25 protein-coding genes and 1 riboswitch are annotated in these 22,973 nt (G+C 60.2%); of the genes, 5 read left to right on the forward strand and 20 right to left on the reverse strand.

Annotated elements, in window-relative coordinates; translation table 11 throughout:
- Positions 1-6: 6 nt before the first annotated feature.
- The gene (locus AB4N43_RS08150) at positions 7-1,371 is read right to left on the reverse strand and encodes a DNA recombination protein RmuC (RefSeq protein WP_460154205.1); all 1,365 of its coding nucleotides are present in this window, start codon (positions 1,369-1,371) and stop codon (positions 7-9) included.
- A 175-nt stretch (positions 1,372-1,546) separates the two neighbouring features.
- A complete protein-coding gene (locus AB4N43_RS08155; RefSeq protein ID WP_081743915.1) occupies positions 1,547-1,870 on the reverse strand; it encodes an SEL1-like repeat protein in 324 nt (107 codons plus the stop codon).
- A 950-nt stretch (positions 1,871-2,820) separates the two neighbouring features.
- Here AB4N43_RS08155 and AB4N43_RS08160 point away from each other — a divergent pair.
- The 3 genes from AB4N43_RS08160 (at position 2,821) to AB4N43_RS08170 (ending at position 5,221) form a co-directional block, all read left to right on the forward strand.
- Positions 2,821-3,045 carry a hypothetical protein gene (locus AB4N43_RS08160; protein ID WP_019407963.1) on the forward strand — a complete coding sequence of 75 codons (225 nt, stop codon included), beginning with the start codon at positions 2,821-2,823 and terminating at the stop codon, positions 3,043-3,045.
- A gap of 275 nt (positions 3,046-3,320) precedes the next feature.
- Positions 3,321-3,803, forward strand: coding sequence for a hypothetical protein (locus AB4N43_RS08165; protein ID WP_027922453.1), 483 nt, complete (start codon positions 3,321-3,323; stop codon positions 3,801-3,803).
- A 146-nt stretch (positions 3,804-3,949) separates the two neighbouring features.
- Positions 3,950-5,221, forward strand: coding sequence for an OmpP1/FadL family transporter (locus tag AB4N43_RS08170; protein WP_027922452.1), 1,272 nt, complete (start codon positions 3,950-3,952; stop codon positions 5,219-5,221).
- Positions 5,222-5,311: 90 nt separating this feature from the next.
- Here AB4N43_RS08170 and AB4N43_RS08175 read toward each other — a convergent pair whose 3' ends face one another.
- The 14 genes from AB4N43_RS08175 to cobO form a co-directional block, all read right to left on the reverse strand.
- Positions 5,312-5,860 carry a glutathione peroxidase gene (locus AB4N43_RS08175; RefSeq protein ID WP_027922451.1) on the reverse strand — a complete coding sequence of 183 codons (549 nt, stop codon included), beginning with the start codon at positions 5,858-5,860 and terminating at the stop codon, positions 5,312-5,314.
- A gap of 55 nt (positions 5,861-5,915) precedes the next feature.
- Positions 5,916-6,038, reverse strand: a complete 123-nt coding sequence (locus AB4N43_RS08180) for a hypothetical protein (protein ID WP_007977581.1) — start codon at positions 6,036-6,038, stop codon at positions 5,916-5,918.
- The gene (locus tag AB4N43_RS08185; RefSeq protein WP_027922450.1) at positions 6,035-7,243 is read right to left on the reverse strand and encodes an MFS transporter; all 1,209 of its coding nucleotides are present in this window, start codon (positions 7,241-7,243) and stop codon (positions 6,035-6,037) included. The genes AB4N43_RS08180 and AB4N43_RS08185 overlap by 4 nt, the downstream gene beginning before the upstream one ends.
- A 53-nt stretch (positions 7,244-7,296) precedes the next feature.
- Positions 7,297-7,701 (reverse strand): MarR family winged helix-turn-helix transcriptional regulator, encoded by a 405-nt coding sequence (locus tag AB4N43_RS08190; RefSeq protein ID WP_027922449.1) that lies wholly within the window; start codon positions 7,699-7,701, stop codon positions 7,297-7,299.
- A gap of 169 nt (positions 7,702-7,870) precedes the next feature.
- The gene (locus AB4N43_RS08195; RefSeq protein ID WP_027922448.1) at positions 7,871-8,602 is read right to left on the reverse strand and encodes an adenosylcobinamide-GDP ribazoletransferase; all 732 of its coding nucleotides are present in this window, start codon (positions 8,600-8,602) and stop codon (positions 7,871-7,873) included.
- 2 nt (positions 8,603-8,604) lie between these two features.
- Positions 8,605-9,180, reverse strand: coding sequence for an alpha-ribazole phosphatase family protein (gene cobC, locus AB4N43_RS08200; RefSeq protein ID WP_027922447.1), 576 nt, complete (start codon positions 9,178-9,180; stop codon positions 8,605-8,607).
- Complete coding sequence (gene cobT, locus AB4N43_RS08205; RefSeq protein ID WP_027922446.1) at positions 9,177-10,232, reverse strand: nicotinate-nucleotide--dimethylbenzimidazole phosphoribosyltransferase; 1,056 nt, start codon at positions 10,230-10,232, stop codon at positions 9,177-9,179. The genes cobC and cobT overlap by 4 nt, the downstream gene beginning before the upstream one ends.
- On the reverse strand, positions 10,229-10,750 hold the full coding sequence (gene cobU / locus AB4N43_RS08210; RefSeq protein ID WP_059181355.1) for a bifunctional adenosylcobinamide kinase/adenosylcobinamide-phosphate guanylyltransferase: 522 nt from the start codon (positions 10,748-10,750) through the stop codon (positions 10,229-10,231). The genes cobT and cobU overlap by 4 nt, the downstream gene beginning before the upstream one ends.
- A 147-nt stretch (positions 10,751-10,897) precedes the next feature.
- A complete protein-coding gene (locus tag AB4N43_RS08215) occupies positions 10,898-12,349 on the reverse strand; it encodes a cobyric acid synthase (protein ID WP_410921294.1) in 1,452 nt (483 codons plus the stop codon).
- Positions 12,346-13,338 carry a threonine-phosphate decarboxylase CobD gene (cobD, locus tag AB4N43_RS08220; RefSeq protein WP_027922443.1) on the reverse strand — a complete coding sequence of 331 codons (993 nt, stop codon included), beginning with the start codon at positions 13,336-13,338 and terminating at the stop codon, positions 12,346-12,348. The genes AB4N43_RS08215 and cobD overlap by 4 nt, the downstream gene beginning before the upstream one ends.
- Complete coding sequence (gene cbiB, locus AB4N43_RS08225) at positions 13,331-14,239, reverse strand: adenosylcobinamide-phosphate synthase CbiB (RefSeq protein ID WP_460153738.1); 909 nt, start codon at positions 14,237-14,239, stop codon at positions 13,331-13,333. Before cbiB ends, cobD begins: the two co-directional genes overlap by 8 nt.
- Positions 14,236-14,886, reverse strand: coding sequence for a 5,6-dimethylbenzimidazole synthase (bluB, locus tag AB4N43_RS08230; protein WP_460153740.1), 651 nt, complete (start codon positions 14,884-14,886; stop codon positions 14,236-14,238). The genes cbiB and bluB overlap by 4 nt, the downstream gene beginning before the upstream one ends.
- Entirely contained in the window at positions 14,883-16,265 is a 1,383-nt protein-coding gene (locus AB4N43_RS08235) for a cobyrinate a,c-diamide synthase (RefSeq protein WP_027922440.1), read from the reverse strand. Before AB4N43_RS08235 ends, bluB begins: the two co-directional genes overlap by 4 nt.
- Positions 16,262-16,873 (reverse strand): cob(I)yrinic acid a,c-diamide adenosyltransferase, encoded by a 612-nt coding sequence (cobO, locus tag AB4N43_RS08240; protein WP_027922439.1) that lies wholly within the window; start codon positions 16,871-16,873, stop codon positions 16,262-16,264. Before cobO ends, AB4N43_RS08235 begins: the two co-directional genes overlap by 4 nt.
- An 81-nt stretch (positions 16,874-16,954) precedes the next feature.
- Positions 16,955-17,188, reverse strand: a riboswitch (cobalamin riboswitch).
- A 155-nt stretch (positions 17,189-17,343) separates the two neighbouring features.
- Here cobO and AB4N43_RS08245 point away from each other — a divergent pair.
- Both AB4N43_RS08245 and AB4N43_RS08250 read left to right on the forward strand, forming a co-directional pair.
- Positions 17,344-17,928, forward strand: a complete 585-nt coding sequence (locus AB4N43_RS08245; RefSeq protein ID WP_027922438.1) for a hypothetical protein — start codon at positions 17,344-17,346, stop codon at positions 17,926-17,928.
- Positions 17,929-17,996: 68 nt separating this feature from the next.
- Positions 17,997-19,310 (forward strand): PQQ-dependent sugar dehydrogenase, encoded by a 1,314-nt coding sequence (locus AB4N43_RS08250; RefSeq protein ID WP_059181359.1) that lies wholly within the window; start codon positions 17,997-17,999, stop codon positions 19,308-19,310.
- A 107-nt stretch (positions 19,311-19,417) separates the two neighbouring features.
- Here AB4N43_RS08250 and AB4N43_RS08255 read toward each other — a convergent pair whose 3' ends face one another.
- The 4 genes from AB4N43_RS08255 to AB4N43_RS08270 all read right to left on the reverse strand — a co-directional run bounded on the left by AB4N43_RS08255 (position 19,418) and on the right by AB4N43_RS08270 (position 22,969).
- Positions 19,418-19,954, reverse strand: coding sequence for a C40 family peptidase (locus AB4N43_RS08255; RefSeq protein ID WP_027922436.1), 537 nt, complete (start codon positions 19,952-19,954; stop codon positions 19,418-19,420).
- Positions 19,955-20,119: 165 nt separating this feature from the next.
- Entirely contained in the window at positions 20,120-20,746 is a 627-nt protein-coding gene (locus tag AB4N43_RS08260; protein ID WP_027922435.1) for a C40 family peptidase, read from the reverse strand.
- A 214-nt stretch (positions 20,747-20,960) separates the two neighbouring features.
- A complete protein-coding gene (gene hda / locus AB4N43_RS08265) occupies positions 20,961-21,665 on the reverse strand; it encodes a DnaA regulatory inactivator Hda (RefSeq protein WP_010456804.1) in 705 nt (234 codons plus the stop codon).
- A gap of 230 nt (positions 21,666-21,895) precedes the next feature.
- Positions 21,896-22,969, reverse strand: coding sequence for an AI-2E family transporter (locus AB4N43_RS08270; protein ID WP_027922434.1), 1,074 nt, complete (start codon positions 22,967-22,969; stop codon positions 21,896-21,898).
- Positions 22,970-22,973: the final 4 nt, after the last annotated feature.

The following is a 22,973-nucleotide window of genomic DNA, read 5'->3' on the forward strand; positions in this document are numbered from 1 at the left end:
TTCCGGTTATTCCGGTAACTCGGCCAAGCCATCCACATCGGTCATCGCCCGCTCCAGCAAGTCCGCCGGCAAGCTCTTGCTGGCCCGCGCGCCGAGCAACTTCAGCTGCTCGCTGCGACTGACCAGATTCCCCCGGCCTTCTGTCAGCTTGTTGCGCGCAGAGCTGTAGGCTTTGTCCAGTTGCTGCAAGCGATTGCCGACTTCGTCCAGATCCTGAATGAACAACACAAACTTGTCGTACAGCCACCCGGCACGCTCGGCGATTTCCCGGGCGTTCTGGCTCTGGCGCTCTTGCTTCCACAGGCTGTCGATCACACGCAAAGTCACCAGCAACGTGGTGGGGCTGACGATCACGATGTTGCGGTCGAAGGCTTCCTGGAACAACGTTGGCTCCGCCTGCAAAGCCGCGGAAAACGCTGCTTCGATTGGCACGAAGAGCAAGACGAAATCCAGGCTGTGCAAGCCGTCGAGCCGTTTGTAATCCTTGCCGGACAGGCCTTTGACGTGATTGCGCAGCGACAGCACGTGTTGCTTGATGGCGATCTGGCCGATGGCGTCGTCTTCGGCCGCCACGTATTGCTGATAGGCCGTCAGGCTGACCTTGGAGTCGACCACCACTTGCTTGTCGCCCGGCAGGTAAATAATCACATCCGGCTGGAAGCGCTCGCCATCCGGGCCTTTGAGAGTGACCTGGGTCTGGTACTCGCGGCCCTTCTCCAGCCCCGCGTGTTCAAGCACTCGCTCGAGAATCAGTTCGCCCCAATTGCCCTGGGTTTTCTGCCCTTTCAAGGCGCGAGTGAGGTTGGTGGCTTCGTCGCTAAGGCGCAGGTTCAGCTGTTGCAGGCGTTCCAGTTCCTTGGCCAGCGAGAAACGCTCGCGCGCTTCGGCCTGATAACTTTCCTCGACGCGTTTTTCGAAGGACTGAATGCGCTCTTTCAACGGATCGAGCAACTGGCCCAACCGCTGTTGACTGGTTTCGGCGAAGCGCTGCTCACGCTCGTCGAAAATCTTGCCCGCCAGTTCGGCGAACTGCGCTCGCAACTCGTCTCGCGAACCCTGCAGGTCACTGAGGCGTTGCTGATGGCTTTCCTGTTGCTCGCGTAGCTCGGCGTTAAGTGACGCCGCCAGCGTGTCCAGGCGACGTAGCTCTGCCTCTTTACCGGCGCGCTCGAGGTTCCAGGCGTGAGAGGCATCGCGAGCGTCGTCGCGCTCGATTTGCAGCAGTTCGACTTCACGGCGCGTGGCAGCGAGGTCCGCTTGCTTGGCGGCGTTGGCCTGGCTCAGGTCACCGATTTCATCGCGACAGGCGTCGAGTTGGGCATTCAGGCCGTCCTGCGCCAGTTGGGCCATGGCCAGGCGCTCTTCCAGCAGAGCCGCCTCGGCTTGCGAGCCGCTCGCACGGCGTTGAATTTGCCAGGCCAGTACCAGCAATGGCAGGCCCGCGCCTGCCAGACCGAGTAATAGGCTGGTCAAGTCCATAGCCATAAAGATTCCTGCCGATGAGATAAAGCTTGAAGGTTAACCAAGGCCACCTGACTTGGACAGCTCAGTCTTCGATCAGACCCAGTTCCTGCTGGGCCCGCGTATCCCCTGCTCGCGCGGCCTGACGCAGCAGGTCCTGACCAATGCGCCGATCACGGGCATTGCCGCATTCACGGCACATCAATTGCCCGAGGCGGCTTTGCGCAGCCACCACGCCTTCACGGGCAGGCTGCTTGAGCAAGCGCCCGGCGAAGTGCTTGATGTTGGGGTTATCCCCAAGACGCGGACTGTCCAGCAGCCATTCGGCGACACGCATCGAAAAACGCTTGGGTGGGGTAACACGTGAAGGTGTGGAGGTAGCGGAGATTGATACTGAGCGAAACTTCATAAAGCACTGTGGGACAGATCGGAAGGCGCGCAACTGTACTCTTTTTTTCTTACAGGTAAAGCCTAAAAAAACCCGGCACGCCCGTGCTAGAGCAAGCGCTCGGGACAATCCACAGAAGCTGTGGATAACTCAGTGGACAACCGCCCTTGAACTCGCGCAAAGCCCTGTGGAATGGGGCTCGCAGTCAAACTGACGATTTTTTCACCAGTAAAAAAAAGCGATGTTTTTCATTGACTTAAATTTTCAATACAGGCACCCACTGCGGGTGGGGCCTGGATGACAGTGGGTTACAGTCTGCGCAACTTATGTGCACAAGTACCTTGGCGGCGGTTATATGGATGCACTTTTTCGGCGCGTTTTTGCATGACCTCTGGGGATAAATCGGCAAAACCCTTGATCCAGGCAGTTCGCGAGCCGATGAATGACAGCCACCACCGGTCGGAATATGAGCGATTGCGGGGTGCGCTGGCCAGGCTCATCGATCTTTTTTGCTAACACACTTCCATTCTAAAATTCAATCCGTTACTATCCGCGGCGTTAGTACCAAGCTGAAAGTCAATTCTGGTCGAACAAATCCTCGCGGTCAGCCTTCCCTCAAGAGAAGCCTCCACCGACAAAACAGGATCGACCACCTCGATGGTTTCCAGGTAAACCTTGCGCCAACACAGCCTTCGAACAAAGCGAAGGGTGTCGCGAAGCTCACTTACTCTGGCCGAACCAGCCTGCAAATTGATCAGGATCTTCACCCCGGGCCCAGAACCTTTGCCCTTGATGTGTTGCCTGCCCTCCTAAGTACCTACCTGCCAGCCCAAGCGCGCCAATTATCAGCGCTTCAAACTGGCTGCTTTGTTCCAGTCGGGTTCTTCGTTCGACCAATGGTGGTCGTCGTCACTGGAACGTTTAAATTTTGCACGGCTCTTATCCGTGTCGCTTGTAGGAACACCAACACTATGTCTACTCAAATCCACACTCAGGATGCCATTCGCACCCTAACCAACGCTTTTGCTCCAATGAACTGCCTGATCATGGCGGCTCGCAAAGGCTGCTTCAGTTTCACTCTGGTCAACGAACACGGCATCGCTCGTCACAGCGAACGCCTGTACCCCGATCAATACTCCAGCGCAGAGCCGCTGCAGGCCGTGATCGAGCGTACCCGCCAGGCATTGATTGCCTGAGACGCCAGAAAGACTGAAAAACCAAAAGCCCTGCTCAAAAAGCGGGGCTTTTTATTGCCTGATATTTCCCTTTTCGCTGCAACTCGTTAAGCACAAAGCGATATAACGGTTATAACTCGAAGCTGGAAATATTTTAAAAACAGTCCTTTACAGCGCGAATATGACACTACACTTCAACTCAAGCGGCTTGATCCGCTTCCGGCGAGCCTGATTCGATCCACCGCTGCCAAGGCCCCCTTCAGGTATCGCCGCCCACTTCGTGTTTCGAGGGCTTTATGGGTATCGCTGCCAGCGAACTGTGCCGTTATGTGATTCGTCCGACCTTGATCTACCTGGGACGCCATAGCGCAACTGCCGAATCCTTGCTGCTGGGCATCGCCGCCAGTCAGTCAGCCCTTGGTTCCGCCCTGCATGACCGCCGTGGACACGGCCTGTACCGAATCGCCGAACCCCGCCACCAGGCACTCTGGGATCACTATCTGGCGCTGGACCCGGAACGGGCAAGTCTCGTCCGCGGCCTGGCCAGCCAACATGCGTTTCTCAGTGGGCCGCATCTGGAATTGACCGTTAACCTGCGTTACGCCACCGCCATTGCCTGGCTGCTGGTCGAAGAACAAAACACGCCCCTCCCCGCCGCCGATGATGTGTTGGGCATGGCCCGAATCTGGCGCCAGACCTTTCAGCCTCAAGGACGCCTGCGCGACTTCACTTGCGCCTGGCAAACCTGTGTTTCACCGCTGAATCAGGTCGCCTGCTGACCCATCGGTTTCACAAGTTCGTGCATCCGACCGCGAACCTGGTCGGATTGTCCTACAAAACCGCTCTAACTCAAGCCATACAGCCTATAGCGCTGGGACGAAAATGTTGGTAATTTTCGCCCCGGTGATCACCAGGAGTTCTAATAATGAAAAAAGTAATGCTCAAAACCACCCTTAGCCTCGCCGTTACCCTGGCATCCACCCAGCTCTTTGCAAGTGGCTTTGCCCTTAACGAACAAAGCATCAGCGGGATGGGAACAGGTTTTGCCGGGCGATCTTCTTCTGCCGACGACGCATCCACTATTGTTGGTAACCCTGCCGGTATGTCCCGCATCAAGCGCGAACAAGTGACCGGCGGTGTTGCATTCATCGACGCACACACTGACATCAGCAACGCCAGCTCCAGCCCGAATGGCGGCACCAACAAAGGTGACATGGTCCCTTTCATGGGCGTGCCGATGGGCTACTACGTCAAGCCAATCGATGACCACTGGGCATTCGGTATCGGTGTGTACGCACCGTTCGGTCTGGTAACCGACTACGAAAACGGCTTTGCCGGTCGTTACTTCGGCAGCAAGAGCGAAGTTAAGATCGTCACCCTGCAACCGACTGTCAGCTACGCCTTCAACGACAAGGTGTCCATCGGTTTCGGCCCGACCATCAACCGCATCGACGGCACCCTGGAATCGAACCTGTCGATCACCCAGGCCGCGCCAGACGGCAAGGTCAAGATCAAGGGTGACGACACCGCGCTGGGCTACAACATCGGCGTACTGGTTCAAGCCACCGACAGCACCCGCGTCGGCCTGACCTACCACTCGAAAGTGAAGTACAAGCTCGACGGCGACACCAAGGTCAACTACAACGTGCTGGGCCTGATCGGCCAGAACCCAAGCCAGAAATACGACGCGTCGCTGGACCTGACCACGCCTGAATCGGTGGACTTCTCGGTCACTCACCAGCTCGACGACAAGTGGACTCTTTACGCAGGCAGTACCTGGACTCGCTGGAGCCGCCTGAAAGACATCACCGTCGAAAGCAAAGGTGTTCCGGCCGTACTGAACGGTCAGTTCGGTACCATCACCGAAGAACAGAACTGGCACGACACCTGGGCTCACGCCATCGGCGCGTCTTACCAGTTGAACAAGGAATGGGTACTGCGTACCGGTTTGTCCTTTGACCAGGCACCGACCAACAACGCCGACCGTTCCCCACGCATCCCGACTGGCGATCGCAAGATTTTCAGCCTGGGCGCTGGCTGGAGCCCGACAGACGACCTGACCATCGACGTGGCGTATTCGTACCTGCACGAAGAGTCGGTCAAGGTCAACAACGTCAACGACCGTGGCCAAACCTACAACGCCAAGTATGAAAACTGGGCGAACGGTTTCGGTGTCGGCGCGACCTACCGCTTCTGATGATTCAAGGCGAGGCTGAACCGCTCGCCTGCTGAATCAAAAAAAGCCCCGCTCTCTTATACAGAGGCGGGGCTTTTTGGTGGGCGCGAATCAGGGTTGGGAAGCCAGGGCTTTCTGCACCGAGGCAATGAACTCGGGATCATCGGGTTTGGTCAGGCTGGAGAAACTGGCGATCACCTGGCCTTTGCGATCGACCACGTATTTGTAGAAATTCCACTTCGGTGCGCTGCTCTGCGCGGCCAGGACCTTGAACAGGTGCGTCGCGTCCTCACCTCGCACTGCTTGCGGTTCGGTCATGGTGAAGGTCACGCCGTAATTCACGTAACAGACCTTGGCCGTCTCGGCGGTGTCCTTGGATTCTTGCTTGAAATCGTTCGACGGAACGCCAATCACCTCCAGCCCCTCTTCCTTGAAACGCTGATTGAGCGCCTCAAGGCTTTTGAACTGCGGGGCGAAACCGCAGTGGCTCGCGGTATTGACCACTACCAGCGGTTTACCTTCGAACCGTTGGCACAGGTCGATCGATTCCTTGGCCCGCAGTTTTTGCAATGAGCCTTGTAACAGTTCAGGGCACTCAGCCTGAGCCAGTCCGGTCATTGCCATCAGCAACGCGGGGACTGCAATCCAGCGCATCAGCATGTCGGTGCATCCTTGAGAAGTCGTCAAAAACGAAGTTACTCGCCCCCGCCGCTCCCTAGCAAGCACCCATGCCCAATTGCATCAGCGCCAGACCGCCCTGATGCCAGCCCCACCATGACAATGCCAGCAGCAAGGCGCAGACAGCGGCTACAGCGATTCGCGGCCAAAGACTGTTCATATCGCACTCATCTGTGTTTGCAGGCGCGCCACCGGCCGCTCACGCACCGGCCAGTTCAGGGCAGCAGCCAACAGGCTCAAGAGAATTGCCACTTGCCAGATCAAGTCATAGCTCCCGGTCCGGTCATACACCACCCCGCCCAGCCAGCCGCCAAGAAACGAACCGAGCTGATGAAACAGGAACACAATCCCGCCGAGCATGGACAGGTTGCGCACACCGAACAGGGTCGCCACGGTGCCGTTGGTCAGCGGTACGGTCGACAGCCATAAGAACCCCATGGCCATACCGAACAGGTAGGCCGTGGTCGTCGTGACCGGGGCCCACAGGAACAGCGCGATCACCACCGCCCGCAACAGGTACAAACCGGTGAGCAAACGCGGTTTGGACATGCGTCCGCCAAGCCATCCGGCGGTGTACGTGCCGAAGATGTTGAACAACCCGATCAGCGCCAGCACCGTGGTGCCGACCGTGGCCGGAAGGTGTTGATCCACCAGATACGCCGGCAAATGCACGCCGATGAATACCACTTGGAAACCGCAGACGAAAAAGCCGAACGCCAACAGCCAGAACCCCGAATGGGAGCAGGCTTCGCGCAGCGCTTCGGAGAGGGTTTGTTCGTGACCGAGCGTCGGCAGCGGTTTGTCCTTGAGCATGCTCACCAGCGGCACGATCAACGCCACCAACAGGCCCAGCACCAGCAACGCGGCGGACCAGCCGAGCCAACCGATCAAGCCCAACGTGCCCGGCAGCATCGCGAACTGGCCGAACGAGCCGGCCGCACTGGCGATGCCCATGCCCATGCTGCGCTTCTCCGGTGGCACCGCACGGCCGACCACTCCGAGGATCACCGAGAACGAAGTGCCGGACAGACCGATGCCGATCAACAGGCCGGCGCTCAACGACAACGTCACGGCGGAATCTGACAGTCCCATGAACGCCAGGCCCAGCGCATACAGCACACCACCGACCAGCACCACTTTCGCCGCGCCGAAGCGATCGGCCAGTGCGCCGGTGAAGGGCTGCGCCAGGCCCCAGATCAGATTCTGCAAGGCGATGGCAAACGCAAAGGTCTCACGCCCCCAGCCGAACTCGGCACTCATCGGCGCCAGAAACAGTCCGAAGCCGTGGCGCACGCCCAACGACAACGCGAGGATCAGCGCACTCCCCACCAACACCCAACCGCACGTACGCCACATCGATGTCATTTCTTATTCTCCGGTAGCGGGTATATACCCGCTTAAGATCGGAAAAACCGGCTTCAGGCCAGTTCGTCCAGCAGTCGCAACAAGGTTTCGCGTTTTTCGGCGCCCAGTCGGTCAATCAACCGTTGTTGAGCCGCTTCCCAGGCCGGCAGGGCCGCTGCCAAGCGCTCGGCACCGGCCTCGGTCAGGCGGACAATGCGATTGCGCATGTCCTCGCCCTCGACCAGCTTCACCAGCCCCTCCCCCTCCAGCACGCGCAAATTGCGTCCGAGGGTGCTGCGGTCCAGGCCCATGGCTTCGGCGAGGGTGGAAATACTCGGTTGATCCAGGCGCTGCAAATTGCACAGCAAAGAATACTGGGCAACGTTGATCCCGAAGCCGTCGAGAGCGCCGTCGTAATGCCTGCTGACGCCACGTGCGGCGCGACGCAGATTGATACATAAACATTGGGAGTCGAGCATGGTGCGTGTATATACCCGCGGTTGTGTTAAATCAAGTTATGGATAGATATAGAAATGGCAGTGCTTGAAAGACCGCTATCGTGAGCAGGCTCGCTCCTACAGCGGAATGCGATCAACTGTAGGAGTGAGCCTGCTTGAGAAGAGGCCAGCACATCCTGCACAAAAGCCATCAGATCAACGCCAATCCTACCAGCACCACCATCTCCAGCAATTCCAGCAATGCCCCGGCCGTGTCCCCCGTCGTCCCGCCCAATCGACGCACCATCACCTGGCGCAACCACACAAAAACCACTGCCGCCAGCACCACCGCCCAAACACCGCTGAGCCCCGCAATCAGCACACACGCCACCGCACTGACCGCCAACACCTGCTGACCCGCCAATCGCGGCAGATGATCCGCCAACGCCTGCCCCAGCCCGCCTGCACGCACATACGGCGTGGTCAGGAACAAGCCCAGCATCGCGCTGCGGCCAATCAACGGAACGATGATCAGGACAATACCGTGCTGCTGCTCGATCAACGCCAACAACGCCGCGAATTTCAGCAACAACACCAACACCAGCGTCACCACGGCAATCGGCCCGCTGCGCGGGTCTTTCATGATCGTCAGCGTGCGTTCCCGATCACCAAAACCACCGAGCCACGCGTCGGCGCTATCGGCCAGACCGTCCAGGTGCAACCCGCCGCTGAGCAAGACCCAAACCGTCAGCAACAACGCCGTATGCAATAACAACGGCGTTCCCAGTAAAAACCCATTCAGCGCCCACAGAATCGCGCCGAACAGCAGCCCCACCAGCGGATAAAACAGCAGCGACCGGCCCAGCTCCTGAGGCGTCGGCATGCCGGGCAGGCGAATCGGCAGACTGCTCAGAAATTGCAGGGCGATCCAGAATGGCAGCATGGTCAAATCGCTTCCTTGAGAATGACACCGGGTTCGACACGCAATGAAAACAACGACCCATGACCGACTTCAACATTGAGCAACTGCTCACGCGGCATCCCCCGCGCTTGAGCCAGCAATAAACGCATGACCCCACCATGGCTGATCAACAGGACCCGCTCGCCCGCGTAAGCAATAACCAGTCGCTCAATGGCCGCCCGTACCCGAACGGAAAAGTCGGCCACCCGCTCGCCGCCCGGCGGCGTAAACGAATAGGGATCAGCCCAGAACAGCCCCAATGCCTCGGCATCGGTGTCCATCAACGCCGCTGCGCTCTGCCCTTCCCAGGCACCGAAGTGCAGTTCTTGCAGGTCTTTGTCCAACTGCACCGGCAAACCCAGTTGCACACCGAGCTCTTCAGCGAAACGCGCACAACGCTGCAACGGCGAACTGACCAATCGATCCCACGGCCCCTGCTCGATCACCGCCGCGCGCATCTGCGCCCAGCCTTTTTCGGTCAGCGCGTCATCGAGACTGCCACGCAATCCGCCACCGAGCTCGGTCTCGCCATGACGCAACAGGTCCAAGTGCAACGTCATGCCGGACGGTCCGCAACCGCCGCTTCGGCGAAGGTTGCCATCTGCCCGTGAAGGTCGCAGGCCAGACGCAACAACGGCACGGCCAATGCGGCACCGCTGCCCTCGCCCAGTCGTAAACCAAGGTCCAGCAACGGCTCCGCGTTCAGGGTTTCCAGCACATGACGATGACCCGGCTCGGCACCGCGATGGCCGAACAGCAGCCAGGCACGGCATTCAGGATTCAAGCGCACCGCCACCACTGCCGCGACGCTGCAAATAAACCCGTCGACCAGCACCGCCACGCCTTCTTGTGCACACGCCAGATAGGCCCCCACCAGCGCAGCAATTTCAAAACCACCCAGATTGAACAACGTCTGCAACGCGTCCTCGCGCTGAACACCGTGCAGCGCCAACGCTCGCTCGATGACCCGAGCCTTGTGGCTGACACCCGACACATCCAGACCGGTGCCCGGCCCGGCCAGATGCACCACCGGACAATCGAGCAAGGCACAGGCCAATGCACTGGCAGCGGTGGTGTTGCCGATGCCCATTTCGCCCCCGATGTACAACTGCGCCCCGACGGCGATGGCACGCTGCACACTGTCGCGACCAGCCTGCAAGGCGAGTTCGCCCTGGGCCGTCGTCATGGCCGGGCCTTTGACGAAATTCGTCGTGCCGGGGCCAACGTTCAAGTGACGCACACCGGGTAGATTCAAGGTCGGGGTCACCGTGCCCAGATCCACCACTTCCAGGGAGGCGCCCAACTGCCGCGCCAACACGCTGATCGCTGCGCCGCCAGTGACGAAGTTGTGCAACATCTGCCCGGTGACTTCCTGAGGAAACGCCGACACGCCTTCAGCCACGACACCATGGTCACCGGCAAAAATCGCGATCCACAGATGGTCCAGGCTCGGCTTGACCTGCCCCTGCAACCCGGCCAATTGCACCGCCACCGATTCCAGTCGACCGAGGGAGCCGGCGGGTTTGGTCAGTTGCTGTTGACGCGCCTGCGCCTGTTCGACGGCTTGCGCATCGATCGGCTTGCACGGGTTCAGCCACCAGGATTGAGTCATAACGCAGTTCCTTTCAGAGTCAGGGGCAGGCCGGCGACGGTCAGGACGACGCGTTGGCAGCGCTCGGCCAGGGCTTGATGCAGCCAACCGGCTTCATCGACGTAGCGGCGAGTCAATTCGCCCAGCGGCACGACACCCATTCCGGTTTCGTTGCTGACAAAAATGATTTCACCCGGCAACGCGGCCAGGCAGTCCAGCAGGGCTTCACGTTCAGCGTTGAGGCGTTCGGTATCGTCGAGCATCAGCAGATTGGTCATCCACAGCGTCAGGCAATCCACCAGCAGGCAACGATTGGCACTGGCGGTTGCGCGCAGGACGCGGGCGAGCTCAATCGGTTCTTCGATCAATCCCCACTCGACGGGACGACGGGCGCGATGATGGGCGACGCGGTCGCCCATTTCGCCGTCCAGCGGTTGGCTGGTGGCGATGTAGGTCACGGCCAGCTGGCTGTCGGTGGCGAGTTTTTCGGCGAGTCGACTTTTGCCGGAGCGGGCGCCGCCGAGGATCAGTTGGAGCATGGTTCATTACCTTTTAATTGTCGGCGTGGCGACTGCCTCATCGTGGGCAAGCCCGCTCCCACAAGGATCGGGACTGTTCACAGTCTTGGGCACAAATACGGCCCCTGTGGGAGTGGGCTTGCCCGCGATGGCGGCCTCTAAGCCACCTCAAATCCCGCAGAGTTGACGCAGCAGCCCGGTATCCAGATGTTTCTCCACCAGATCCGCCAACCGTTCGATATCCCGCTCGCGCAATGCGTGGTAATCGACCTCCTGTACATTCTGCAACCCCGCCCAGCGCAGCAACGCACTGCACGCCGCCGGCGATTCAAACAAGCCATGCAGGTACGTGCCGAAAATCTGCCCATCCACACTTTGCGCGCCATCGCAGCGACCATCGTCCAACTGCACAGCGGCGTTTTCCAACGCCGGCCCGGTGGTCACGCCGGCATGAATTTCGTAGCCGCTGACAGCCGCATCTTCCAATGCCAGACGACCGCGCACATTGCGCAGTTGCTTCTCTTCTTCGAGCTGCGTTTCAAACGCCAGCACCCCCAGACCAGCGCTTGAGCCCGGTGCGCCTTCCAGACCCAGCGGGTCGTGTACGTGCTCGCCGAGCATTTGCAAACCGCCGCAAATCCCGAGGACTTTGCCGCCGTAGCGCAGATGACGACTGATCGCCGAATCCCAGCCATTGGCCCGCAAATACGCGAGGTCGCTGCGTACGCTCTTCGAGCCGGGCAGGATGATCAGGTCGGCCGGCGGGATCGCCTGGCCGGGACCGATGAACTGCAGATCGACTTGCGGATGCAAACGCAGCGGATCGAAATCGGTGTGGTTGCTGATGCGCGGAAGCACCGGCACCACGACTTTCAGTACCTGGTCGGCCTTGTCAGTCTGGCGCTGATCGATGCCATCCTCAGCCTCAAGATGCAGATCCATCACATACGGCAGGACACCGATCACCGGTTTGCCGGTGCGCTCTTCGAGCCAGTCGAGACCGGGTTGAAGCAAGGCGATATCGCCGCGAAAACGATTGATGATGAAGCCCTTGATCCGCGCCTGCTCCGTCGGCGACAGCAACTCCAGCGTGCCCACCAGATGCGCGAACACCCCGCCGCGATTGATGTCGGCGATCAATACCACCGGGCAATCCACCGCTTCGGCAAAGCCCATGTTGGCGATATCGCCGGCCCGCAGATTGATCTCGGCGGGTGAGCCCGCGCCTTCGACCATCACCACCGGATAGGCCGCGCTCAAGCGTTCGTGAGAGGCCAGCACCGCTTGCATGGCGATGGTTTTGTAGTCGTGATAGGCAACCGCGTTCATGGTCGTGACCGCGCGCCCGTGAATGATCACTTGGGCGCCGGTGTCGCTGTTGGGTTTGAGCAGCACCGGGTTCATGTCGGTGTGCGGTTCAAGGTTGGCGGCCTGGGCCTGCACGGCTTGCGCACGACCGATCTCACCACCATCGGCCGTCACCGCGCTGTTGAGCGCCATGTTCTGCGGTTTGAACGGCACGACGTTTACGCCCTGGCGCACCACCCAGCGACACAGCGCCGTCACCAGCGTGCTTTTGCCGGCATCGGACGTGGTGCCCTGCACCATTAACGTGGTCATTGGGCTTCCTTGGCATAGGCTTCAAAGGCTTGCGCCAGGCGAGTCCAGTCCGCTTCGTCAGCGGGCAGACCCAAACGCAGGCTGCTGTTGTGTGGGAACAAGCGCAACAAGATGCCCTGACGGGCCATGAACTCATGCAACTGCTCGGCTTGATCGGTGATCAACCACTGGAACAAGGCACATCCGCCCTGCGGCTTGAACCCGAACTGCTCCAGCAGCCGCGCCAGACGTTCGCTGGCCTCTTCACTGCGCTGACGTTGGCGGACGTGACCTTCGGTGTCCAGCAGGCAGGTCCGACCAATCACTCGGGTCGGCCCACTGACCGCCCACGGCCCGACTTGCTCGGCGAGCAGTTTGAGCAGCTTGCGCTCCGCCAGCACGAAACCCAGCCGTACGCCGGCCAGACCAAAAAACTTGCCGAACGAACGCAACACAATCAAGCCGACCAGATGGGTAAACGGCGCCACACTCAACTGCGGCGTGTTGTCCATGAACGCCTCGTCCACCACCAGCCAGCCGCCACGCGAGGCCAGGCGAGTGTGCCAGTCGAGCAGCCGACTCGGGGTCAGGCTCAGGCCGGTCGGGTTGTTCGGGTTGACCACCACCAGCACGTCGAGGCTGTCGATAAAGAAGTCGACTTCCTGCTCCAGCACTTCACGCACGATATAGCCGCAGCGCCGCCAGGCTTCGGCGTGCTCGGCATAACACGGCGACAGCACGCCGACCTTGCCGGCACGGCGCAAACGCGGCAGCAACTGGATGGCCATTTGCGAACCGGCCACCGGCAGCACTTGTGCAGCGCTGTAATAGTCGCAGGCCGCCTGCTCCAGGCCGTCATCGGTTTCCGGCAAGCGTGCCCAGGCGCGCAGCGGGATGTCCGGGACCGGAAATGGCCAGGGCGCCAGGCCGCTGGACAGGTCGAGCCAATCGGCTTCTGCAATGCCGTATTCGAGCGCCGCCTTGCGCAACCGGCCACCGTGCTCAAGCATAGAATTCAGCCCCCACGCAGAGAATCAGCAACCATAACCATACCCCGCGCTGGACCAATTGCCAGCCGCGATCAATGGAGTCGGCATCCGCCGGCACACCTTCGCCCAGTTGCGGACGCTGATGCAGCTCGCCGTGATAAATCGCCGCCCCGCCCAACTCGACGCCTAATGCACCGGCGCCTGCCGCCATCACCGGGCCGGCATTCGGGCTGTCCCAGGTCGGGCCTTGGGTCCGCCAGCATTTCAACGCCAGCCGGGTTTTTCCCAACAGCGCGTAAGTCAACGCCACCAGCCGTGCAGGAATGTAATTGAGGACGTCGTCGATCTTCGCCGCGGCCCAGCCGAAGCGTTCGAAGCGTTCGTTGCGATAACCCCACATCGCATCCAACGTGTTGCTCAATCGGTAGAGCACCACGCCGGGCGCGCCGGCCACGGCAAACCAGAACAGTGCGGCGAACACGGCATCGCTGCCGTTCTCCAGCACCGACTCGGTGGCCGCGCGGGCGACTTCGGTTTTATCCAGTTCGCTGGTCTGGCGACTGACCAGATAACCGACACGCTTGCGCGCCTCGCCCAGGTCATCACTGCGCAGCGCCTTGGCCACCGGCTCGATGTGTTCGCCGAGGCTGCGCATGCCGAGGGCGCAGTACAGCGCGAGGATCTCGACAACCCAACCGACATAAGGCGCCCAGGACAATGCCGTGGCGAGCAAGGTCAGCGGCACCACCGCCATCACCCACGCGGTGACGCCATGGCTGCGCCAGCCGCGACCTTCCCCATTGAAACGTTGTTCGATGCGCTCGGCAAAACGACCGAACGCCACCAGCGGATGCCAGCGTTTGGGTTCACCCAGCAGCGCGTCCAGCGCCACGGCGGCGACACTCAATAACGCCACACTCATTGACTCACTCCCCAATAATTTTCGTACAGCAACTCACTGAGTGGACGCGCTTGCGCCCAGCCTTCGAGTACCAGCATCGGCACCGGATAGAATTCCTTGACCGGGCCCAGGCAAAGTACCGCCAACGGCTTGGCCCCGGCCGGCAAACCCAGCAGGTCCGCCAGCGCTTGCGGCTCGAACAGCGACACCCAGCCCATGCCCAGACCTTCGGCGCGGGAGGCCAGCCAGAGGTTCTGGATCGCGCAGGACAACGAGGCCATGTCCATCTCCGGCAAAGTGCGACGGCCGAAGATGTGACGCTCGCGATCATCCATCAGCGCGGCGACCAGCACCTCGGCGCAGTCGTTGATGCCTTCGACCTTGAGCTTCATGAATTCGTCGGTGCGCTCGCCGAGGGCTTCGGCGGTGCGGATGCGTTCCTCCTCCACCAGCAACTGGATCTTGCCGCGCAGGGCTCGGTCGCTGATGCGAATGAAACGCCAGGGCTGCATCAGGCCGACGCTTGGCGCCTGGTGCGCGGCTTCGAGCAGGCGTCGCAACAGCTCGGGCTCGACCGTGCCGCCGCTGAAGTGACGCATGTCGCGGCGCTCGCCGATGGCGCGGTAGACCGCTGCGCGTTCGGCTTCGGAGAATGCGTTGTCAGTCATGGCCTCTTCGCGAGCAAGCTCGCTCCCACAGGGTTGAGGTGATCCAATGCAGGAGTGGGCCTGCTCGCGATGGCGTCCTGATGATCAGGCACGAACAGCGCGGCAACCGCCGATGGATTGGACGGAAAATAAAAGTGCACATAAGAAGCCGTCATCCGCCCCTCACGATAAACCGCCTCCGCCCCGCGCCCGCCATTCGGGCTCAGGCCACGCGCAATCGGCTCAAGCTCGGTACTGGTCAGCGAATGGTGATACGTGTGGCCACGCAACGAACCTTCCGGCAATTCCACCGCTTGCAACGCCAACGCGGCCAGACGCTTTTGCATCACCGCATCGCCCTTCAGCAAGCCCACCAGTTCGGCACGAGTGCCGTCGACATCGGTCAGCGAGTCGAGCAAATACAACATGCCGCCACACTCGGCCAACAGCGGTTTACCGGCAGCATGATGCGCGCGGATCGCGTCGAGCATCGGGGTGTTCTGCGACAGTGCGACATGGTGCAACTCCGGATAACCGCCCGGCAGATACAGGCTGTCCGCCTCGGGTAATTGGCGGTCACGAATCGGCGAGAAAAACCGCAACTCGGCGCCCATGGCTCGCAGTAAATCCAGGCTCGCGCCGTAGGTGAACGCAAACGCTTCATCACGGGCCACGGCAATTCGTACACCCGCGAGCAACGGCTCGGCAGGGATCACATCCGGGGCGGCAAATTCCACCGCAGGTGGTAGCGCCACCTCGCAACTGTTGGCCAACGCATCGGCCGCCGCATCCAGGCGCAGATCGAGGTCATTCAGCTCACTGGCCTGAACCAGGCCCAGATGACGGCTCGGCAATTCGATCCCGGTTTCCCGCGACAACGCGCCGTACCAGCGCAAGCCTTCGGTGAGGCTGCCTTCGAGCAGTTGCGCATGACGCAGCGTGCCGACGCGATTGGCCAACACGCCGGCAAACGGCAAGTCCGGCTGATACTTCGCCAGGCCCAATGCCAACGCACCAAAGGTCTGCGCCATGGCGGTGCCGTCGATCACCGCGAGCACCGGCACACCAAAGTGCCGTGCCAGGTCGGCGCTGGACGGCGTGCCGTCGAACAAGCCCATGACGCCTTCGATGAGGATCAAGTCGGCTTCAGCGGCGGCTTCCCACAACAGTCGACGACTTTCCTGCTCGCCGACCATCCACATGTCCAGTTGATACACCGGCGCACCGCTGGCGCGTTCGAGAATCATCGGGTCGAGAAAGTCCGGGCCGCATTTGAATACGCGCACCTTGCGCCCCTGATTGCGATGCAAACGGGCCAGCGCGGCGGTGACGGTGGTCTTGCCCTGACCGGAGGCCGGCGCGGCAATCAGTACCGCCGGGCAATGACGAGGTTGACTCACAGCTCGACGCCTTTTTGCGCTTTGATCCCGGCCTGGAACGCGTGCTTGATCACACCCATTTCGGTGACGGTGTCGGCGAGCTCGATCATTTCCGGTTTGGCGCCACGACCGGTCACCACCACGTGCTGCATCGGCGGACGTGCCTGCAAATCGCTGAGCACTTGATCGAGGTCGAGGTAGCCGTGTTTGAGCGCAATGTTCAGTTCATCCAGCACCACCAGGCCGATGGACGGATCGCTGAGCAATTCACGGGACACCGCCCAAGCGGCTTCGGCGGCGGCAATGTCACGCTGGCGGTCCTGGGTTTCCCAGGTGAAGCCCTCGCCCATGACATGGAAGCGCACTTGCTCCGGGAAGCGACGGAAGAACAGCTCTTCGCCGGTGCTGTTGCGGCCCTTGATGAACTGCACCACACCGCACTGCATGCCGTGACCCATGGAGCGGGCGAGCATGCCGAACGCCGAACTGCTTTTGCCTTTGCCGTTGCCCGTCAGCACCAGCAGCAAGCCGCACTCGTTCGGGGAATTGGCAATGCGTTCGTCGATCACGGCTTTTTTGCGCTGCATGCGCGCCAAATGGCGTTCGTCACGATCTGGGGTATCGGTCATGGGGGAGCTCTCCGTTGAGGCTGGATAACGGCGGGCAGGCACAAAAATAGACGGCAAGAAGCCTGGCATCGCCCACCGTGATGCCGCTGGATGAATCAGGCCGGTCTCCGGGCTCATGAGCGGCTTTGGCCGGACTGCGCGCCTTCCCATGTCGACAACAGACACAGTGGCTCAAGGCGCAGTCTTCACTCATTTACCGTTGCGGGGGCAGCGCCGGGATCGTGACGCTTCGTCGCTTGACGATAGTCACTCACCGGCTTCCCTGTTTCACTCTGTCGGCCACTGCCACAGAGCACCTGAAACAAGCCGCGAAGGTTAGAGGGTTGGGGGTAGAGCGTCAAATGAAGACAAAGCCCCGGCGAGCGATATACTGCCGCCGCTCAATTTACTGACGCCAATCTTGCACCACACGGTCAGCAGTGATATCAAAGAGCCACAAACCCAACAACACAATTACAAGGGTGAGCAACATGCAAGGCATGATTATCAGCAATCCGAAGCTGGAATTCCTGCGACCGGTGCTGGAACGCTGGTTTGACTGTATCGACCGCTACAACTCGGTTCGCGGCGATAACGAAGCGCCTTACTGGCATGACGAAAAGGCTAACCTTGGCCTGCTCAATGCCGCTGCGTGGATGGCGGAAATGGTCACTCTGCAAAATACAACGACGCGTAAACAGAACGAAGAAGGCGAGCGCAATGCCCGTGCCGATCTGTTTATTGCAACTGCTGAAGAGCGCGCCTACTTTCAGGCCACTCAACGCTGGCCCAAGGTCAACAGCCTGAACCTGACCCAGGCGCTGCAAGACATCACCAGCGATGCCAAACGCATCAGCTACGCCAGCGACCTGAAACTCGGCTGCCTGTTCGTGGCTCCACAAAAAGCCCAGCAGAGCGCGACCCCAGAAGAACTTCAGGACATGGTCGACGACCTGCAAAAGGAACACTGCTGCGCCGTGGCCTGGTACTTCCCTTACGCCTACCGCAAATTGCGCAATGAAGCCGGCAACTATCACCCCGGCATTGCGGTGCTGCTCAAGGAAGCTCGCGGCTGACCGGTTGAACCATCGCTCTGTTTAACTTCTCTATGAATTAAGACACTGCATTCATAGGGAAGACCAGCATGCGCAACCCCCCGCTCGTTCTCGTCATCGTGCTCGCCGGAGGGCTTGCCGCCTGTGGTGAAACCTCCAGCCTGCAAGTCTCCGACGGCACCGGCCCGTCACCCAAGTTGCCCGAACCGAATAAAACCCTGATCCCGACGGTGAACATCGCCCCGGCGGTCGGCTGGCCGGCCGGCGCGAAACCCACCGCTGCCGCCGGCACCCAAGTGGCGGCCTTCGCTGAAGACCTCGATCACCCGCGCTGGCTCTACGTGCTGCCCAACGGTGACGTGCTGGTGGCCGAAACCAACGCGCCAGCCAAACCCGATGACGGCAAAGGGATTCGTGGCTGGGTCATGAAGAAAACCATGGGCCGCGCCGGCGCCGCCGTCCCCAGCCCGAATCGCATCACGCTGCTGCGAGACAAGGACCATGACGGCATCGCCGAAACCCGCACGGTGTTCCTGGAAAATCTCAATTCACCATTCGGCATGACGCTGGTCGGCAGTGACCTGTACGTGGCCGACACCGACCGCTTGTTGCGCTTTCACTATGAAAGCGGTGACACCGCGATCAAGTCGCCGCCGATCAAGGTGGTCGATCTGCCGGGGGGCACGCTGAATCATCACTGGACCAAAAACGTCATCGCCAGCAAGGACGGCAGCAAGCTGTACGTCACGGTGGGCTCAAACAGCAACGTCGGTGAAAACGGCCTGGACAAGGAAGAAGGCCGCGCGGCGATCTGGGAAGTGGACCGCGCCACCGGTAATCACCGGATATTCGCCTCAGGCATTCGCAACCCCAACGGCCTGGCTTGGGAGCCTCGCAGCGGCGCGCTGTGGACCGCAGTCAACGAGCGGGACGAGATCGGCAGCGACCTGGTGCCGGACTACATTACTTCGGTCAAGGATGGCGCGTTCTACGGCTGGCCATTCAGCTATTACGGCCAGCACGTCGACATTCGCGTCGAACCGCAAAACCCGGACCTGGTGGCCAAGGCCATTGCACCGGACTACGCGGTCGGCCCGCACACCGCCTCGCTGGGCCTGACGTTCGCTGAAGGCAACACCTTGCCCGCGCAATTCAAGGAAGGCGCCTTCATTGGCCAGCACGGCTCGTGGAATCGCAATCCGCATAGTGGCTATAAGGTGATTTTCGTGCCGTTCTCGGGTGGCAAACCGACCGGGCAACCGGTGGATGTGCTGACGGGATTCCTCAATAAGGACGAGGACGCCATGGGCCGTCCAGTGGGCGTGGTGATTGATCAGCAGGGAGGCTTGCTGGTGGCGGATGATGTAGGGAACAAGGTGTGGCGCGTGTCTGCAACCCAATAACCGCAACCCCCAATCCCCCGTTGGAGCGAGCCTGCTCGCGATAGCGTTGGATCTGTCACGCTGATGTTGGCTGACTCACCGCTATCGCGAGCAGGTACAGCGGTGTGTCAGGGGTTACGCGCCAGGTGCTCAGGCTGCAGAACGCGCTTGGCGCTCAGGTACGCCTTCTGCCAATAAGCCTTGGACAGACTGTCGAGCTTCACCGTGCCGCCCGTGGCTGGGGCATGAACGAAGCGCCCTTCGCCGACGTAAATCCCGGCATGGCTGACCTGAGAGCCGCCATTGGTGGCGAAGAAAATCAGGTCACCGGTTTGCAAACCTTCCTTGCCCACGTTGGCCGCTTGCATGCTGATCATTTCGCGCGTGGTGCGCGGCAGGGAAATGCCGGCGGCATCCCGATAAACGTAACCGATCAGCCCACTGCAATCGAACCCCGAATCGGGGGTATTGCCGCCCCAGCGGTAAGGTGTGCCCACGAGCCCCAACGCACGGAACAATACCTCTTCCGCTTCGGGCGAGAATGCTTGAGAAGAACCAAAGACGATGGGCGCGCGAACCACCGGCGCAGGAGGCGGTGTGCGGCTGGCGCAGGCACTGAGCAGCGCTGCGAAAAACATGAGTGCGAGGCGGGCCGACATCGTCATAAGCAGAACATCCTGATCTGGCTGCGGCTTTTTCTGCCAGGAAGACAGAAAAGAAAACCGCCTGCGTTGGACGCAGGCGGTTTGCCATCAATATTAGATCTGGATTCTAGCGGCTATGCGGCAAAGTTCAAGTAAGACTTTAACTTCACCTTACAAGTTGTAGGTTTACTTGCGAGCGGTGACCACAGTCGGGGCCATTGCAAGAGCGCGCTTGGCCTCGATGAAGGTTTTGCTCCAGTAGCTGTCGCCCAGGCTATCGACCCGGACACCACCGCTTTTGCGGCTGCTGGAGTGGATGAACTGGTTGTCACCCAGGTAGATCCCGGCGTGACTGACGCGACCACGACGACCGTTGGTGGCGAAGAACAGCAGGTCGCCCGGCTTCAGCGCGCTGCGAGCTACCAGAGGTGCGTCCACGTTGATCATTTCGCGAGTGGAGCGTGGCAGGTTCATGCCCGCCTCTTCACGGAACAGATAACCGATGAAGCCGCTGCAATCGAAACCGGCTTCAGAGGTACCGCCGAAACGGTAACGGGTACCGATCAGGGACATGCCACGTTCGAGGATGCTGTCGGCCAGAACCGGAAGCTGGTACGACTTGCCGTCGGCGAAGTCAGCCAGTTCTTTATCGGTGGCCAGCTCTTCCTGGAAAAGAACGGAAGAGGATTGCGCGGTAACTGAATTTTTAACCTGCTGTTGTTGCTCTTGCTGGGACACTGGAGAGTGAGCAGCGCAACCGAACAACAGGGTGACGAGTGCGAGAGGCACGAGGGGTGCGAAGCGCTTTAGCATGGGCACGACCGTGGCTGATAGTTGTAAAGAAGTCGAGACTATGCCCGCTATCATCCTCATTTGCAAATTCAATCGAACTTTATGTGACTTATCGGTTTCTCGTTAACATCTAAGCGCTTAAGCCCACTTTAGACGCTTGCGTCACCTGCAACCCTGTAGGAAAGCGCATTTCCTGGCGCCTGAAATATGCCGAAACCCCTGCCAGGCTTAGGTTTTACCAGCCCAGCGTTTCTTTCAGGAAGGGAATGGTCAGCTTGCGCTGAGCTTGAAGAGAGGCCTGATCGAGGCGTTCAAGCAGCTCGAACAGCGCACTCATGCTGCGAGTACCGCGGGTCAAAATAAAATGCCCGACTTCATCGGTCAGGTGCAGGCCACGACGCGACGCACGCAACTGCAAGGCACGTAATTTGTCTTCGTCGGAGAGCGGCCGCATCTGAAAGATCAGGGCCAGGGTCAAGCGCGATTTCAAGTCCGCCAGCTTAACCGGCAGTTCACGCGGCGAGGTCGACGCGGCGATCAGCAGGCGCCGACCGCTATCGCGCAGGCGATTGAACAGATGGAACAGCGCCTCTTCCCAATCCGCCCGGCCGGCAACCGCCTGCAAATCATCCAGACAGACCAGTTCGTATTGTTCGAGGTTATCGAGAATCGAGATGCCACGGTCCAGCAGTTCGGCCAATGGCAGGTAAACCGCCGGCTCCCCCAACTGCTCGAAGCGCAGGCAGGCCGCTTGCAACAAGTGCGTACGCCCTACCCCGTCCTTGCCCCAGAGATAAATCAGGCTTTCGGTCCATCCGGCGTCGGCTTCGCATAGCCGCTCGACATAGCCGAGTGCAGCGGCATTGGCGCCTGGGTAGTAATTGATAAAGGTAGCGTCGTCACGCAGACGCACACCTAGGGGCAGCTGAATCGGTTTCATGCTGACTGAACAGTTCCAAAGGAACCGTTAGTGGCCTCTGTGTAAAGTTTGCGAAGTTTATACCCGTGACGCTGGTCGCACAATGCGACAGACCACAAGCAAAATCAAAGGTTTGCGTTAACGCACTGGTTTTATGACAGTTTTGTTGGCGGTGCATGTGACAGTCATGCGAGGGATGCAGGCCAACCCGGCAATGATCCGGGTTGGCCGAGACGACCTTTCAACGAACCTTACAACTGCGGTTCATCCTCACCACTGTACATCTCAGAATCTTTATACAAATCATGCACATGGCGCACCAGCACCATGATTACGGCCGCCACCGGCAACGCCAGCAACACGCCGGTGAAACCGAACAGCTCGCCGCCCGCCAGAATGGCGAAAATCACCGCCACCGGGTGCAGGCCGATCCGGTCCCCGACCAACAATGGTGTCAGCACCATGCCTTCGAGTGCCTGCCCGACCATGAACACCGCGACAATGCCCAACATTGGATAAAGGTCGCCGCCGAACTGGAACAGACCGGCAATCAGCGCCGCGCCTATCCCGATGACGAAGCCCATGTACGGCACGATCGCGGCCAAACCGGCGATCAGGCCGATCAACAGTCCCAATTCCAACCCGACCAGCATCAGGCCCGACGCGTAGATCACGCCCAGCGCCACCATCACCAGTAATTGACCACGCACAAACGCACCGAGCACTTCATGACATTCACCAGCGAGCTCGACCACGCGTTCTTCGCGATCACGTGGCAGCAGACTGCGGATCTTCGCCATCATCAGGTCCCAGTCCCGCAACAGGTAAAAACTCACCACCGGGATCAACACCAGATTCGCCAGCCAGCCAATCAACGCAAGACCGGACGCCGTGGCCTGACTCAACACCACACCGACAATGTCGCTGGTCTGGCCCATGTGCTCACTGATCGCGGCCTTGAGCTTGTCGAACTTCCAGAAGCCCTCGGACAACCCGAATTTCGATTGTGCCCACGGCAATGCGGTGTGCTGCAGCCAGTCGAGCATCTGCGGTGCCAGCTCATATAAACGAAACAACTGCCTGGCCAGCAGCGGCACCAACACCAGCATCAGCGTGGTGAAAATCAGGGTGAACAGCGCAAACACCGCCACCACGCCCCACGTCCTTGAAAGCCCGGCCTTCTCCAGCCGATCCACCAGCGGATCGAACAGATAGGCCAGCAGCAGCGCCACCAGAAATGGCGTCAGGATCGGATGCAACAGCCAGACAAACGCGCAGAGCAGAACCACTCCACCCAACCAGAACCAACGGCGCGTATCGGCCATGTAC

Source organism: Pseudomonas sp. S2_B07, from assembly GCF_054668435.1.